Origin of the sequence: Bradyrhizobium sp. (assembly GCF_049519115.1) — a bacterium.
Classification (GTDB): Bacteria; Pseudomonadota; Alphaproteobacteria; order Rhizobiales; family Xanthobacteraceae; genus Bradyrhizobium.
Genome location: NZ_JBEKRB010000015.1, coordinates 58550 through 72131, shown reverse-complemented (window position 1 = coordinate 72131; position 13582 = coordinate 58550). Strand labels below are relative to the sequence as shown.

Sequence of the window (13582 nt, the reverse complement as noted above, 5' to 3'; positions counted from 1 at the left end):
TGCCGCCTCGCTATCGCAGCCGTCGCGCGATCGGCACCGCCAAGAACCCGCATCCAGCCGAACCAGTGGCCAGCTTTCGAAGCAGCCGGCCAACAATCAAGGACATCACCATGCTTATCCGTGAAAAGACCAACCGCACTGAAGCGGATGAGCTGCGGGGGGATGTCTTTTCACGAGACGGCTTGACCCTTGCTCACAAGGTTTCCGAATTGCGCTCCGAACCGCGCGAGGTGCCGTCGATCGCGCCGGTTGATCCGGCGAAGCGGCTCGATGCGGCCGCGGCCAAAGACCAGAAGCAGCCTCCCGCGCGCCATCAAAGGATCCGGCCGACGCTGTTCGCGCTGCTGCCGATCGCGGCCGTCGCCGGCGCCTACTGGTACGTCACCGGGGGCCAGATCATGTCGACCGACGATGCCTATGTTCAGGCCGACAAGGTAGGCATCTCGACCGACGTTTCCGGTATCGTCAATGACATCGATGTCCGCGACAACCAGTATGTGTCTTCGGGGCAGATCCTTTACCGGCTCGACCCCCGTCAATTCCAGATCGCGCTCGACAACGCGAAGGCAAATCTTGCGCAGACCGCGCTCACGATCGATGCGATGAAGCAGGATTACACGCGGATGCTAAGCGACGCTGCGGCCGAGCAGGCGCAGCTCGATCTCAACCAGATCAATTACAATCGCGCCAGCACGCTGGTGCGTTCCGGCGCGGTGTCACAGTCTACATACGATTCTGCGAATTACAATCTGCTCAACAGCAAGAGCAAGCTTCAGTCGCTGCAGCAGCAGGCGGCCACGCAGTTGGCGCGGCTTGCCGGCAATCCCGAGATCGAGACGACGCTGCATCCGCAATACCTGCAAGCCAAGGCGCAGGTCGACGAAGCGCAGCGCGAGCTCGACCATACGGTGGTGAGGGCGCCCTTCGCAGGGATAGTTACCAACGTGCCCTCGATCGCGCCCGGCAAGTATCTTGCCGCTTCGGTCACAGCCTTCAATCTGGTGGCGACGGATCACGCCTGGGTCGAGGCCAATCCCAAAGAAACGGAGATGACCAACGTGCGGCTCGGCCAGTCGGTCGCGGTGACAGTCGATACCTACCCTGACGTCCAGTGGCACGGCACCGTCGAGAGCATCAGCCCGGCCGGCGCGCAGGAATTTCAGCTGCTGCCGGCGCAAAACACCAGCGGCAACTGGGTCAAGGTCGTCCAGCGCATCCCGATGCGCGTACGTATCGACACGAGCGGCGCCGGCATGCCACCGCTGCGATCCGGAATGAGCGTCGAGATCGATGTCGACACCGGCCACACACGCGGCCTGCCGCACTTCCTGACCACCCTGTTCGAGCGCCGTGGGAGTGCCTCATGACGGAGGATGCCGCCGAAACTGGAAGCCGTCGCGGCACGATTACCATCCTGGTGCTGCTCGCAGCGATGATGCAGACGCTCGACACGACGATCGTCAATGTCGCGTTGCCCTATGTTCAGGGAAGCGTGGCGACAAGCCCGGATCAAATCGACTGGGTGCTGACCGCCTACATCACCGCGGCTGCGATCATGACGCCGCCGACCGGCTTTCTGGTCGCTCGTTTCGGCCTCAAGCGCCTGTTCATCGTATCGACTCTCGGCTTCACGCTTGCGTCAATGCTTTGTGGCCTGGCTGAGTCACTGACCCAGATCGTGGCCTTTCGAATTCTGCAGGGCGCCTTTGGGGCGGCGATGATCCCGCTGTCCCAGACGGTCTTGCTGTCGATTTACCCGAAAGAGCGCCATGGATTCGCGATGGCGCTGTTCGGTCTCGGTGTTGTGGTCGGTCCCGTGCTCGGCCCGGTGCTCGGCGGATGGCTCACTCAGGACTACACTTGGCGTTATGTGTTCTATATCAACGGGCCGCTGGGAATTATCGCCTTTCTTGGCATGATGATGTTTCTGCCGCAGAGCCCGCGCACCCCGGTCCAGAAATTTGACTGGTTTGGCTTCGGCACTCTCAGCCTCGCCATCGGTGCGTTTCAGGTCCTGCTGGATCGCGGCGAGATCAAGGACTGGTTCGGTTCGAGCGAAATCGTCATCGAAGCGCTCGTTGCCGGCTCGGCCTTTTATCTTTTTCTGGTTCACACCTTTACCGCCGAGCGGCCTTTCATGCGGCCCGCTCTGTTCCGCGATCGCAATCTTTCCGCCGGCGTGATCTTTAGCCTGGTCGCGTTCATCACGCTTTATGCTTCGCTCGCGCTGCAGCCGCCGTATCTGCAAGACCTCATGAACTATCCGGTCTTCACTGCCGGTTTGGTCATGGGACCCCGTGGGGTGGGGACCATGGTGGCCACCATGCTCGTCGGCCGGTTTGTCGGAAAGATCGACACACGCCTGCTTCTGGCAATTGGCCTCGGCTTCTCTGCCTGGGCCTTCTACGTCATGATCGGCTGGACGCCGGACGTGTCGGAGGGCGAGATTGTCGTAACGGGATTGATACAGGGAGCAGGCTTCGGCACTCTCTTCGTCCCCATGAGCGCCGTCACGCTATCGACGCTCGCGCCGGAGGATCGCGCGGATGGGGCCAGCGTCTTCAGCCTCTCGCGCAGCATCGGGTCAAGCGTGGGTATTTCAACGTTCAGTGCGCTGCTGACCACCAATACACAAATCAATCATGCCAACATCTCCGCCTATGTCACCCCGGTCAATCGTGCCTTCGAGAATCTCGCCGTCGCGCAGTTCATGAGCCCGTTGACCGCGGCCGGCCGAGCCGCCCTCGATGCCCTGGTTACGCAGCAGGCGCAGGTCGTTGCTTATATGGATGATTACAAGCTGTTGCTGATCGCTACGCTTGCCCTGTTTCTGCTGCTCTTCATTTTCAAGAGGACGAGTGGACCGGCCGATCCCAAAATGGCCGTCGAGGGCTGACAGCTTGAATGCATAGTGCAACCCGATACAATCAGGCCGCGAAGGTAGATGCATGGGCAAGTCATGGACCGGGTCTCATCGATGCTGTCGTTCGTCAAAGTGGTCGACACCGGCGGCTTCGGGTCGGCGGCGCGACAACTCAACCTGTCGGCCAGCGTGGTCACCACCCGTGTAAAATCGATCGAAGAACGGCTTGGTGTACGCCTGCTGAATCGTACGACGCGCAGTGTCAGCCTCACCGAGGCGGGACGAGCCTATTATGACCGCTGCGTCCAGATTCTTTCGGAGATCGAACATGCGGAAGAAGCAGCTCAAGTGCTGCAATCGAAGCCGAAAGGTATTCTGCGGCTCAACACGTCTCCGGGCATTCCGGCGCTGATCGCCCGGTCGATTGCCGAATATGGCCTCCGTTATCCGGATGTGACGATCCACATGGCCGCGACGAGCCGCATGCTGGATCTCGTGGAGGAGGGATACGATCTGGCGATCTGGTACGCTGCGAGGCCGGATCCGGGCCTGATCGTTCGCCGCCTCGCCGACTATCGCCTGGTTGCTTGCGCTTCCCCGGAATACCTCGCCAGGCATGGCCGGCCCGAACATCCGTCAGAACTGACCGAGCACGATTGCGTGATTTTCTACGACTCCCCCACTTTAGGCAGAGACGGCAGGGAATGGCATTTCACCGGGCCCGATGGCGAGTTTTCATTAAGGGTGACGGGAAATCTCGAAACCAACAGCGCGATTGCATTTCGTCGCGCAGCGCTCCTGGGCCAGGGAATCATCATGACGCCGGCGCCGCTCGTGTTTGACGATCTGAAATCCGGCGCTCTTGTATCAATTCTGAGTGATTTTTTGCCAAAGCAATTCTCGATTGACGCATTTTATCCGCACCGTGCGCACCTGCCTGCAAAGGTACGCACGTTCATCGATCTCCTGGTTGACGATTTGCGTCAGATCGATCGCGATCCCTGTGCACCCGATGAAGAGCGTTCGAATAGCCCTGTCATACAAGCGGCCTCCTCGAGCGATCCGCACCTCGCGCCGAAGCGAAAAGGCAACGCGCCCGGTCGCGGTCGCGGATAAAAAGCACCCATGGCCTATGGCCGCGTCCCGGCGGGCTCACGAAACCGCGATCCGCTGCGATGAAAACCTAGCTGCTGGCGCATCGCCCGCCCCCCTCGATTATTCGGCATCCTTGAATAGTCTGTTTGAATATCTCCGCCTTATCCGCAGCGCGTACAGAGCCAAATTGAGGACGCGAACCGGGCCGAATGAGATTCAATTTAACGGTGTCGGCAGGTCGCGAACCCAGATCGTTGCGGACGCATTCGCGCCCACACGAAGGAACGGAGAAGACAAATGACCAACATCAAAACACTTGCCGCTGTGCTGATTTTTTCCGCCGCCGTTGCGACGCCGGTGTTCGCCAAAGAACACGGCCGCGCCCTTGAACGGTATCGCGGGGCTTACAATCAGTTGAGCGAGCCTTCCTACGACATCCCGTCGACGCAGGCGGGTCGCAATATCGAGAACTTCGGCTTCAGTGGAAGGGATCGGTCGAGAGTGGGCGGATGGGATCCGGCGCTCCACCCCTCCGGAAGCTAAATGACACCGATGTGTCCTTAGGTTATCGCCTGGCGCTTCGACGGGACTGTAAATCGGCCTCCAATTTGTTTGGAGGCCGATTGCGTTGCGAACGGACATCGTTGACCTGCTTCGAGCTGGTAAAAACGGCCGTCGTGCCCCAACTGATTTGCCTGTCGGGCAAATCAGTTGAAACCAGTCCAGCCCTCTCGCCAAAAATAATTCACTTCGCGATTGCTAGACACAGCATTAATGATTCCGCGTCCCGCCTCGCAAGAGGGGCGTATCGCGATCGTCACGGACGTGGAGCGCGGGATGCGATGGACGCTGTTGGTGCGTGAGACGAACGCAGCGAGAGCGGACGGCGAAGTCGTGTGGTCTTGATGCCTCGATGTGCAATTGCACATCGGAGAATCTCCAGATTCCCCGATGCGCAAGCGCGCATCTGAGGTCTGGTGCTAACGCACCACCCCGGAATGACGAGCAAATGGTTGTTTGACAATTGAATCAGAAAATGGATCGGCTCGACTGAGCCATTGCTCGCGCCTTGTTTTACGCAGCGCCAGTCTTGCGGCGATTGCCGCTGGAGCGAAGATGGTACATGCGCTTGGCGTGCAGCATCTTCATGTCGGCGCGCTTGACCACCTGTTCCAGCCGGTCCCCTGGCCGGCTGGTGGCCATTCCAGTCGAGATGCTGAGCGGAACGTCAGGATAAAACTGGTTGTTGATCTCGATGAGTTCCTTCAGCGAAGCGAGAACCGCCTCGCCGACCACGGCGTCGGTGCCGGGCAGCAGCACGGCAAATTCATCGCCGCCGATACGCGAGACCGAAGCCGGCTTTTCGATCAGCGATTCGAACACTTCGCCCGCCCGGCGCAACAGTGTGTCGCCGGCCGCGTGGCCGAGTTCATCGTTCGCCGCCTTGAGTCCGTTAAGATCGGCAACGATGACCGTGACCGGCAGCGGTCCCTTGCGTTCCAGCCGATTGAGTTCGTCGGCATAAAACGAGCGGTTCATGGTGCGTGTCAGCACGTCATGGGTGCCGAGAAATTCGAGATAGGTCTCGGCTTTCTTGCGGGCGGTGATGTCGGTCAACGCGACCTGTACCTGCGACCAGTCGTGTTCGTGGCTCGGCAGCACCGAGAATTGCAGCAGCAGATGCAGCTTGGTGCCGTCGAGCGCATAGTTCACCACTTCGCGCTGCTGGAACAGCTTGCCGTCCCACAGATCGATCAGCTGCTCGCGAAAGGGCGGTCCCATTTCGTCCCGGAAAATCCTGGGGAGATTGTGCAATAGCGTTTTCTTGTCGGCCGCACCGAACAGTTGCAGCGTGCGGCTGTTGACATCGATGACGTGGATTTCGCTCATGCAACGCGAGACGAACTCTTCGTGGACATCGGTGAAGACGCGGAAGTCCTCGATGCCGCGGGCGCGTAGGTCGTCGACCAGCCGCTTCACGGCGCTGAAATCCTCCACCCACAGCGATACCGGCGAGTGGGCGAACAGGCCAAAGGCGTAATTCTGGCTATCGAGCAGGTCGCGCCGGACGCTCTCCCGCTCGGTGACGTCCTCGATCGACACCATGACGCGGTCCCAGCTCTGTTCGTGGCCGGGAAGGACCCTGCCCGAGAGCTGGATATCGAGACGCTTGCCGGTCAGCGTGTAATTGACCGTATTGCTGGAGAAGCTGGTCTGCCCGTACCAGAGCTGGGCGAGTTCCTCGACATGGCTCTTGAACGTATCGTCGCGCAGCACCTGGCCGAGATTGGCCATCAAATGATCGAGGTCGCGGGCGCCGTACAGCTCCAAGGTCTTGGGATTGACCTTCAGGACACGGATGCACTCGGAGCAGCGCCGGACCCGATCCGGATTTGCCGTCAAGTACGCCTTGATGTCGGTGACGTTTTCCGCGCGCCATTCGTCGAATAGCGCCCGAACCCCACTATAGTCCTCGATCCAGAGCGAAACCGGCGCCAGATCGAACATTTCGGCGTCGCTATCCCGATCAATGGACGAAACGGACATGAAGAGCCCTAATGGAAGGGAGTCAGATGCTCCTCCGCTGTAGGCACAATTCGTTAATATTCCTTCATTGTTTGCGACGGCCCGCGGATCTCCGCCACCATCGGACCAAGCCCCGCTGAGCGAGATGGGCATTTCCCTGGCGCGACCCTGGTGTCGACGCGGGCTTACCAAGAAGGCGCTGCTCTTGTGGTAGCTGACGAGGTTCGTGCTGATCTGTTTCGACGCCATCCGCGCGTAGCCCAATCGCCAGGGATGCGTTGATCTATGTCGCCTACGGTGCCGAGCAAAAGGCTCTTTGATGCCGCCGGCAACTCCTGCGCGCTGTAGAGTGCAAATCGGAAGTACTGGAAGCACTGTGGCAAGCTCGTAGCCTGCCGTTCCCGCGCTCACTTGCGCGGCTCCATAATAGTGATCGAACAATTAAGAAACTAGAGCGCGCAATCGAACGCCGCGTCGGGAATAATGCTGACCATCTATCGAAATTTCGAAAAGCTCGACGGGTATGGCGCCTATTGCGAGAGCGAGAAAGCCGTTTTCAAACCGCTGAGTGGGGTCACGGCACTGCCAGGGGCGCGATGCTTATGGGATATGAAACGTCGTCCAACATGGTCAGACGACGCAGTCTAGAAGCACATTTGCTATCAAACATGTTTCTTTACGAAGGTCTCCAAAACTCGGTGCGTCGGTTCCGGCGATGAGAGTCGTTCGCGATACCATATCGACGCGGTCAACGTGTTGCGTGTTCTTAGCGAAGGCCTTCGATGGAACGCTATTCTGATCGATCACCTGATGGAAGAACAACCGAGCTATCGTTTGCCACGGATAGAGCGCCATCGGGGTTCCCCGAGATTTCTAAGCTCAGAGTCAAATAGATTCTACCTGCGAAATTTACACTGGCGGAAATCCAGCACGAACGGAGCGTGAGTCTAACCGGTAGTTTCACGCAGTGCCAAATTAACCGACCGGCATGTTCTCATCTGTCATTGCTAGAGGGTAGGCGGGTTGAAGCGTCAGAACCGCGAGGCGGCGGCTGCAAACTCGTGCCGGACACAGTTAACTGATGAACAGATGGTCATTCTCGAGAACACCGGAACCTTCGTTGAACCGACGGCGTCGCAGCTAATCAGCAACGAACCGACCCCAGCGGACGCGATACCGCCATTGTCGGCCCTGCTCCGGGAAAAAACTGCGCCCCTACATAAGCAGATTGAGGCGTTGCTTCGACTGCCGGGAGGCATTAGCACCCGCGCTGATTACCGGGAGTGGCTCGGTCGTTTCCTCGGGCTCTATGATCCGCTCGAGTGCGCATTGGCGACGTTCTCCGGTTGGGATTCGCTCGGCCTCTCGATGCCATCGCATGGGCGGGCAGCGGCGGAGATAACCTGATGATGAAACCGATTAACTCGCCTATTGTGACTGCAAGAACTTCAGCAACAATTTGGTCGTCGATTTAACGTCCGCTTTCTTCATCATGTTGGCAAGATGGTCCTCGACCGTGCGGGGGCTTAATCCAAGTTGGCGAGAAATTTCTTTCGCCGTTTTTTCCAGCGAGATTTGAGAGAGGATGTCCACTTCACGTTTTGTCAGTCCGCACCATCCATCTCGTTTCGTCGGCAATTCCGCACTTGAGTTTCCCGGTGGCGCAACCTGCAACGTGCTTTTGATCCGTCTAATCAGTTCATCAGCATCAAACGGCTTCTCAATGAAATCGGCAGCCCCCAACTTGAGAACGCGTACCGCTAGCTCAATGTTTCCATAGCCCGAAATTATCAGGATCGGAGCCGGGTAATTCCGGTCCCGCAGTTCGCTCAAGATGTCTAGTCCAGATTTTCCAGGAAGTTGCAGGTCGAGGAGGATGCAAACCGGATGTCTTTGCCGGAGGTTCACCAGCAGCGTATCTCCATCCGCGAAGCATACCGGTTGATAACCTGCGTTCATCAAAATCAGCGAAATCGCCCCTCGATCCGCCGCATCATCTTCTAAAGCGAAAATCTTTCCCAAACTCATTGCATTTTCGCTCCTACGGAGAGGACGGGCGACTGGCGCTCAGTCCAACCGATGGGAGCAATGATACGCACTATTGCGGGCGAGTTTTTGCGATTTATCAACCTCCCGTAATTGTACGGACAGTTAGATCAACCATTGGTTATCACGTCAAATGACACTGTGCCTGCATCGATAGGTTTGTCCGCTAGAAAAGCAGACGGTTGAAATGAACCGGCTCGCGGTCGTCGTTGACGCAACTTCAAACCTGGATGCAATTCGCACTCAGCTGAGGGACGTTTTCGATACGGGTTATCCTCACGGGCTAAATGCTGACCAAATTACTGATTTGGTTCGTATAGTCACCATCTCGGATATATTTGGTGCGCTCATTGAACGCCGCTCTTACAAGAAGGCCATCTCGTGCAAGGTTGCCTACGATACCTTGCTCAATATGGGACCTCGGCTCGACGCAGATAGCTTTCGAGTTTGTGAGCAAGCTGCATCTGGATTGAGCAAGCCGGACTGCGATTGAACGCATGGTCATGGTCAGATTTCTGACCTTGGTTCTTGGCGTTGTACGCGAGGCGGCGGCTTTACCTCTTGTCATCCTCAAACCAAGTTTGCCCCACTGCACTTGAACATGCGGACCGTCCGGCCATTTTGTGGATTGAGCATTGTTAAAAACGAATGCGGGCTTCTCGCCTGCGCTACCACCGACGAGGCCGTGTGGTGAGCTATCGACCATCTGAAGGATTCTGGGGTTTGATCACCGGAGGCATGGGAATGCATAGCACTCCCGATGAAATTGAAAAAATATAAGATACTATGGTCCCCCATAGAAAAAACTTATAACCGAGCAAAGCCGGTTATCGATCCAGCTAGGTCACCGATTTTTTCCCGAAATAGCGGTCGCGCAACACGACAGCGAACTTATATGGATGAAGTTATCTGTTTCAACGCGCATTTTTGTGCGTGAAGCGTCAATCCATGACGGAGATCGAATTTTGACTCTTCCCATCATCGTTGCCGTCGTGATCACCTTGCTTCGTTCTTGGCATCGGCGGCTGGATGACGGCTGGACGCATGCTTCCGGCAATTCGCAGCAGCTTCCGATCATAACCCTGTTCGGCATCAACATCGTGCTGCACATGCTGTGGAGTCCGCTGTTCTTCAATTTGAAGCGGCCGGACTGGGCTCTGATAGAAGTGCCGTTTCTCTGGCTTTCGATCGTAGCGCTCATGTTCGGCCTGGCGCCATTCTCCGCATTGGCAAGCTGGCTGCTTTTGCCCTATCTGCTTTGGGTGGCGTTTGCCGCCTTCCTCAATCTGGCGATCGTGCGAATGAATCGGCCGTTCGGTCGAATTGAACCATCGAAAATCTAGAAATTTCGGATCGCGGCCGATTGTTTCGAAGCGTCACTTGTTACAACTTCCGGCGAGAAGTTTCGGCGCAACTTTTTCGGAGGACGTATGAGTGACGTGCTCGCGACATCGCGCTTGCGTCTTGATCGCTTAAAGGACCTGCTCATTCGGTCGCGTGCCCTGATCTTCGATGTCGATGGTACGTTGGCCGAAACAGAGGAGGTTCACCGCCAGGCTTTCAACGCCGCCTTCGTCAAGGCCAAGCTCGATTGGTGCTGGGGACCTGCTGCCTACAAGGACCTGCTTCGGGTCGCGGGCGGCAAGGAACGGATCCGCGCCTTCGATCGCCTGCGAGGAGGATCGTCAGGGCTATCGGAAGCCGAGATCGTTGAATTACACCGGATCAAAACCACGATTTACGCCGAGTTGATCGCAAGTGGTGGGTGTCCGCTTCGCCCGGGTGTCGAGGCTCTGTTGACTTCAGCGCTGAGACGCGGTCAACGTTTAGCTATTGCGACGACGACCTCTCGCGGCAATATCGATGCGTTGCTTGCGTCCGCGCTAGGTAACGACTGGGCAGACTCGTTTGCGGCGATTGTTGCCGGCGACGAAGTACCGAATAAGAAGCCCGCTCCGGACGTCTATTTCAAAGTTCTTTCTCGATTGAACCTGGCCGCTTCGGAGTGCCTCGGGATTGAGGATTCCGGCATCGGTCTGGCTGCGGCGTCATGCGCTGGAATTCCAGTGCTGATCTCACGCAGCGGCTATTTTCGAGACGACGATTTCTCGGCTGCGCTTCTTGCGGTCGACGATCTAACGGAAGTGACCGGTCTATAAGTGCTTCAGGTTTTTGCCGAAATCGGGCCACGTTGCCGATCGAAGCCGCTCCACATGACTTGGTTAGTTCGTGCGCTTCGACGGCTTAGCGTAGAGCCCTGAAAAAACGATACCAAGGAAGATCGATAGTGTGCCAACGCTAATGGCGTTCATCGAGAACAGGGCGGCATAGGCGTCATCTGGATAAATATGCGGTGGCTTTCCATATTGTCCGTGCAAAAGGATATAGGCACCCAGCGGAAGCGCAGCCAAGAGAAGCATCCAGAAACGCTCGCCTACGCCGAACAGGAGACTGGCCAGGGTAATACAGGGGATCAGAAATAACTCCGTGCCTGATCTTTCGCCAAGCAGCCAGGTGCAGAACACCGTGTTGATCGATCCGGCTACAGATAGTGTTGCCCGGCCAAGCAAGGGATGACGACGCGCGATCGCAGGGACGAGTCCGAAAACCGGAAATGCGAATAGCGTCATGAGCAGCGCCGGCATACCCTCGCTTCCGGCGAGGCTGACAACGTAGATCGGATAAAATGGAGTATTGCCTGCCAGCACCAAGGCAACCTTGTTGCCCGCTGCTGTGAGAGGATCGTCATTGAAAGCATAGGCGCTGAGCCGGGTCGCAGCTTTCAACGGACATGACTTCAGGATCATCGATACTCGCAGGCAGGGATTTGCTGACGGCCGGACGTTTACCCGATAAAAGCAGGCCCCGCACAACGACAATCTAAGGCGAGCGCCGACCTCGAACGCCTCGTTCGGAATAGCGAAAGTTGCCGTGAACGCTGGTTCTCCCGATACCAACAAAAATGCCAACAAACCGGACAGCCGCTGTGAATTTTTACGTGTGCTTTCAACGCGCCACGAAAATATTCCTTGAAAATCTGGAATCAAACCAAAGCTTGGTGCCCCTGGCCGGAATCGAACCAGCACTCCTTGCGGAACTCGATTTTGAGTCGAGCGCGTCTACCAGTTCCGCCACAGGGGCCTTCGGTCGGCCAAAGCCAGCCTCGCGAAGCCGGCGGAATATAGCGGCCGGCCAGTGCCGGTCAACCCGCTGTGAAGAAGGATGCCTCGACAGGGCTTCCATCCCGCGATACGAGCCATTCAAGTAACCGGGAGGCTCATTGCGATGGCAAATATGACAGCAGTGTCCCCGATGGGCCGCACGGGTTCGCCGGCGCTGGTTGCAGCCCTTGCGGTTCTGGTCATTGCGGCGGCAACCATCGCCGGCGCCTGGTACTTCCAGCTGGTGCTTGGTCTTCAGCCCTGTCCGATGTGCCTCGAGCAGCGCTATGCCTATTACCTCGCGATTCCGCTCGCTGCGCTTACGGCGCTCGCCGCAGGACTTCATGCCCCGCGCGGGCTGCTCATTTGCGGGCTGGTCATTCTCGCCCTTGCCGCGCTCGGCAATGCGGTGTTCGGCGCCTATCACGCCGGCGTGGAATGGAAGTTCTGGCCGGGGCCCTCGGATTGCACGGGTCCGGTCGGCAATCTCGGCAATGCGGGCACGCTCCTGGACCGGCTCGATTCGGTCAAGGTGGTCATGTGCGACGAGATCCAGTGGAGTTTTCTCGGCATCTCGCTTGCCGGTTACAACGCGCTGATCTCGCTGTTGATGGCGGCGATTGCGGTGTGGGGCGTCGGGCGGTCGGTCCGGCAGGGCTAATCGTCCACATCTTCCTGCGGGCGTCCAAACAGATGGACGATGCCGGGCGTGGCGATCGTGACGAAGATGAAGCGCGACAGATGATGCGCGCCGACAAAGATCGGATCGATGTGCAGCGTCAGCGCCAGCGCCAGCATCGCGTCCATGGCGCCGGGCGCATAAGCCACCAGAACGTCGGCGAAGCGCACGTTGGTGGTCCACGCGACGAGCGTGACGAACGCGGCCGAAATCACAATGGCAATCGCAAACGAGCCGAGGCCGGCGGTGAGGTGGCGCAACAGCGTGCTCGTCCGCATGCGCGAGAAGCGCGAACCGATCAGCGTGCCGATGCCGATCAGGGCGATGCCTCGCACCAGCGGTGGCAGGCCGCCGTCGATCAGGCCAGCGCCATGCAGTACGCTCGAGCCGATCATGGCGCCGAACAGCCAGCTCGCCGGGAAATTCATCATCCTGAGCACGAGCGAGACCGCCACTGAAGCTCCGATCAGGCCGACCAGCCCGAGCGGCGAGGCCACCGTCATCGTCAGCGCCGGCGCGGAAGAGGAGGTCAGTCCGGTTGCGACCAGGATCAGCGGCAAAGCGGCGGTGAGGATGATCACGCGGAGCGTCTGCACCACGGCAATCGCCGGCATGTCGGCGCCCTTCTCGATCGCCAGCAGGGCGATCTGCGACAAGGCGCCGGGGCTTGCGGCCAGAAACGCCGAGGTGCGATCCCAGCCGTGCATACGCTGGAGATAGTAGCTGGAGCCGAAAGTCGTGCAGAAGGTCGCGAGCGCCAGAAGGCCGATGGTCAGGGGATAGGCACCGACATGTTGCAGCAGTTGTCGCGACATCAGCGAACCCAGCGAAATACCGAGCAGCACCAGCACCGCCTGGGTCAAATGAGCAGGCACCGCCATCGACCGGCCGAGCATCGCGGCGGAGCCGACCGCCAGCATGGCGCCCGTGATCAGGCCGCCGGGCAATCCCGTGACGAGAAACAACAGGCCGCCGATCGTGCCGATCGCAAGCGTTTCGAGGTGTTGGAGGGTCTTGGTACGGGTGGGGAGGGCGTCCGCCAACCATGGAGGGATCTGGCTCACGGCGCCTTATGGCAAATCCGTGATCGCGGGACAAATGCGCGGAGATGATCGCTGCAATGCAACTTGATGCAAGGTCAGGCAGAGATCGAATCGGCGGGTTGGTCGGCCTGACCGAGATAGGCGAAGAGAGCGGTACCCCACCCTCGCT

Annotated in this window: 13 protein-coding genes and 1 tRNA gene; 9 read left to right on the top strand and 5 right to left on the bottom strand. The window is 58.4% G+C overall.

Annotated elements, in window-relative coordinates; all coding sequences use genetic code 11:
• The first annotated feature begins 110 nt into the window (after positions 1 to 110).
• From ABSE61_RS14100 to ABSE61_RS14085, 4 genes are all read left to right on the top strand, one after another.
• Positions 111 to 1367 (top strand): HlyD family secretion protein, encoded by a 1257-nt coding sequence (locus ABSE61_RS14100; RefSeq protein ID WP_423871733.1) that lies wholly within the window; start codon positions 111 to 113, stop codon positions 1365 to 1367.
• Positions 1364 to 2896, top strand: coding sequence for a DHA2 family efflux MFS transporter permease subunit (locus tag ABSE61_RS14095; protein ID WP_423871732.1), 1533 nt, complete (start codon positions 1364 to 1366; stop codon positions 2894 to 2896). Before ABSE61_RS14100 ends, ABSE61_RS14095 begins: the two co-directional genes overlap by 4 nt.
• 63 nt (positions 2897 to 2959) lie before the next feature.
• Positions 2960 to 3979, top strand: coding sequence for a LysR family transcriptional regulator (locus ABSE61_RS14090; protein WP_423871731.1), 1020 nt, complete (start codon positions 2960 to 2962; stop codon positions 3977 to 3979).
• Between the two features lie 276 nt (positions 3980 to 4255).
• The gene (locus ABSE61_RS14085) at positions 4256 to 4501 is read left to right on the top strand and encodes a hypothetical protein (RefSeq protein WP_423871730.1); all 246 of its coding nucleotides are present in this window, start codon (positions 4256 to 4258) and stop codon (positions 4499 to 4501) included.
• Between the two features lie 531 nt (positions 4502 to 5032).
• Here ABSE61_RS14085 and ABSE61_RS14080 read toward each other — a convergent pair.
• Positions 5033 to 6505, bottom strand: a complete 1473-nt coding sequence (locus tag ABSE61_RS14080; RefSeq protein WP_423871729.1) for a sensor domain-containing diguanylate cyclase — start codon at positions 6503 to 6505, stop codon at positions 5033 to 5035.
• A 1002-nt stretch (positions 6506 to 7507) separates the two neighbouring features.
• Between ABSE61_RS14080 and ABSE61_RS14075 the strand changes: the two genes are divergently transcribed.
• Positions 7508 to 7891 (top strand): hypothetical protein, encoded by a 384-nt coding sequence (locus ABSE61_RS14075; RefSeq protein WP_423871728.1) that lies wholly within the window; start codon positions 7508 to 7510, stop codon positions 7889 to 7891.
• A gap of 21 nt (positions 7892 to 7912) precedes the next feature.
• Here ABSE61_RS14075 and ABSE61_RS14070 read toward each other — a convergent pair whose 3' ends face one another.
• On the bottom strand, positions 7913 to 8512 hold the full coding sequence (locus ABSE61_RS14070; RefSeq protein WP_423871727.1) for a response regulator transcription factor: 600 nt from the start codon (positions 8510 to 8512) through the stop codon (positions 7913 to 7915).
• 205 nt (positions 8513 to 8717) lie between these two features.
• Between ABSE61_RS14070 and ABSE61_RS14065 the strand changes: the two genes are divergently transcribed.
• The 3 genes from ABSE61_RS14065 (at position 8718) to ABSE61_RS14055 (ending at position 10689) form a co-directional block, all read left to right on the top strand.
• On the top strand, positions 8718 to 9023 hold the full coding sequence (locus tag ABSE61_RS14065) for an HD domain-containing phosphohydrolase (protein WP_423871726.1): 306 nt from the start codon (positions 8718 to 8720) through the stop codon (positions 9021 to 9023).
• A 472-nt stretch (positions 9024 to 9495) separates the two neighbouring features.
• Positions 9496 to 9873 (top strand): TspO/MBR family protein, encoded by a 378-nt coding sequence (locus ABSE61_RS14060; RefSeq protein WP_423871725.1) that lies wholly within the window; start codon positions 9496 to 9498, stop codon positions 9871 to 9873.
• Between the two features lie 87 nt (positions 9874 to 9960).
• A complete protein-coding gene (locus tag ABSE61_RS14055; protein ID WP_423871724.1) occupies positions 9961 to 10689 on the top strand; it encodes an HAD-IA family hydrolase in 729 nt (242 codons plus the stop codon).
• 63 nt (positions 10690 to 10752) lie between these two features.
• Here ABSE61_RS14055 and ABSE61_RS14050 read toward each other — a convergent pair whose 3' ends face one another.
• Both ABSE61_RS14050 and ABSE61_RS14045 read right to left on the bottom strand, forming a co-directional pair.
• Positions 10753 to 11337: a hypothetical protein gene (locus tag ABSE61_RS14050; protein ID WP_423871723.1), complete on the bottom strand. Its 585-nt coding sequence runs from the start codon at positions 11335 to 11337 to the stop codon at positions 10753 to 10755.
• A 249-nt stretch (positions 11338 to 11586) separates the two neighbouring features.
• Positions 11587 to 11671: transfer RNA gene (locus ABSE61_RS14045), tRNA-Leu, on the bottom strand.
• A 153-nt stretch (positions 11672 to 11824) separates the two neighbouring features.
• On the opposite strand from ABSE61_RS14045, the gene ABSE61_RS14040 reads away from it, so the two are divergent.
• On the top strand, positions 11825 to 12352 hold the full coding sequence (locus tag ABSE61_RS14040) for a disulfide bond formation protein B (RefSeq protein ID WP_423871826.1): 528 nt from the start codon (positions 11825 to 11827) through the stop codon (positions 12350 to 12352).
• Here ABSE61_RS14040 and ABSE61_RS14035 read toward each other — a convergent pair.
• Entirely contained in the window at positions 12349 to 13434 is a 1086-nt protein-coding gene (locus ABSE61_RS14035; protein ID WP_423871722.1) for an AbrB family transcriptional regulator, read from the bottom strand. The two genes, ABSE61_RS14040 and ABSE61_RS14035, sit on opposite strands and share 4 nt — an antisense overlap.
• Between the last annotated feature and the right edge of the window lie 148 nt (positions 13435 to 13582).

Bases quoted from the DNA above. Each gene is read 5' to 3' on its own strand.
- ABSE61_RS14100 (WP_423871733.1), top strand. From the start codon at position 111: ATGCTTATCCGTGAAAAGACCAACCGCACTGAAGCGGATGAGCTGCGG.
- ABSE61_RS14095 (WP_423871732.1), top strand. From the start codon at position 1,364: ATGACGGAGGATGCCGCCGAAACTGGAAGCCGTCGCGGCACGATTACC.
- ABSE61_RS14090 (WP_423871731.1), top strand. From the start codon at position 2,960: ATGGACCGGGTCTCATCGATGCTGTCGTTCGTCAAAGTGGTCGACACC.
- ABSE61_RS14085 (WP_423871730.1), top strand. From the start codon at position 4,256: ATGACCAACATCAAAACACTTGCCGCTGTGCTGATTTTTTCCGCCGCC.
- ABSE61_RS14080 (WP_423871729.1), bottom strand. From the start codon at position 6,505: ATGTCCGTTTCGTCCATTGATCGGGATAGCGACGCCGAAATGTTCGAT.
- ABSE61_RS14070 (WP_423871727.1), bottom strand. From the start codon at position 8,512: ATGAGTTTGGGAAAGATTTTCGCTTTAGAAGATGATGCGGCGGATCGA.
- ABSE61_RS14065 (WP_423871726.1), top strand. From the start codon at position 8,718: ATGAACCGGCTCGCGGTCGTCGTTGACGCAACTTCAAACCTGGATGCA.
- ABSE61_RS14055 (WP_423871724.1), top strand. From the start codon at position 9,961: ATGAGTGACGTGCTCGCGACATCGCGCTTGCGTCTTGATCGCTTAAAG.
- ABSE61_RS14050 (WP_423871723.1), bottom strand. From the start codon at position 11,337: ATGATCCTGAAGTCATGTCCGTTGAAAGCTGCGACCCGGCTCAGCGCC.
- ABSE61_RS14040 (WP_423871826.1), top strand. From the start codon at position 11,825: ATGACAGCAGTGTCCCCGATGGGCCGCACGGGTTCGCCGGCGCTGGTT.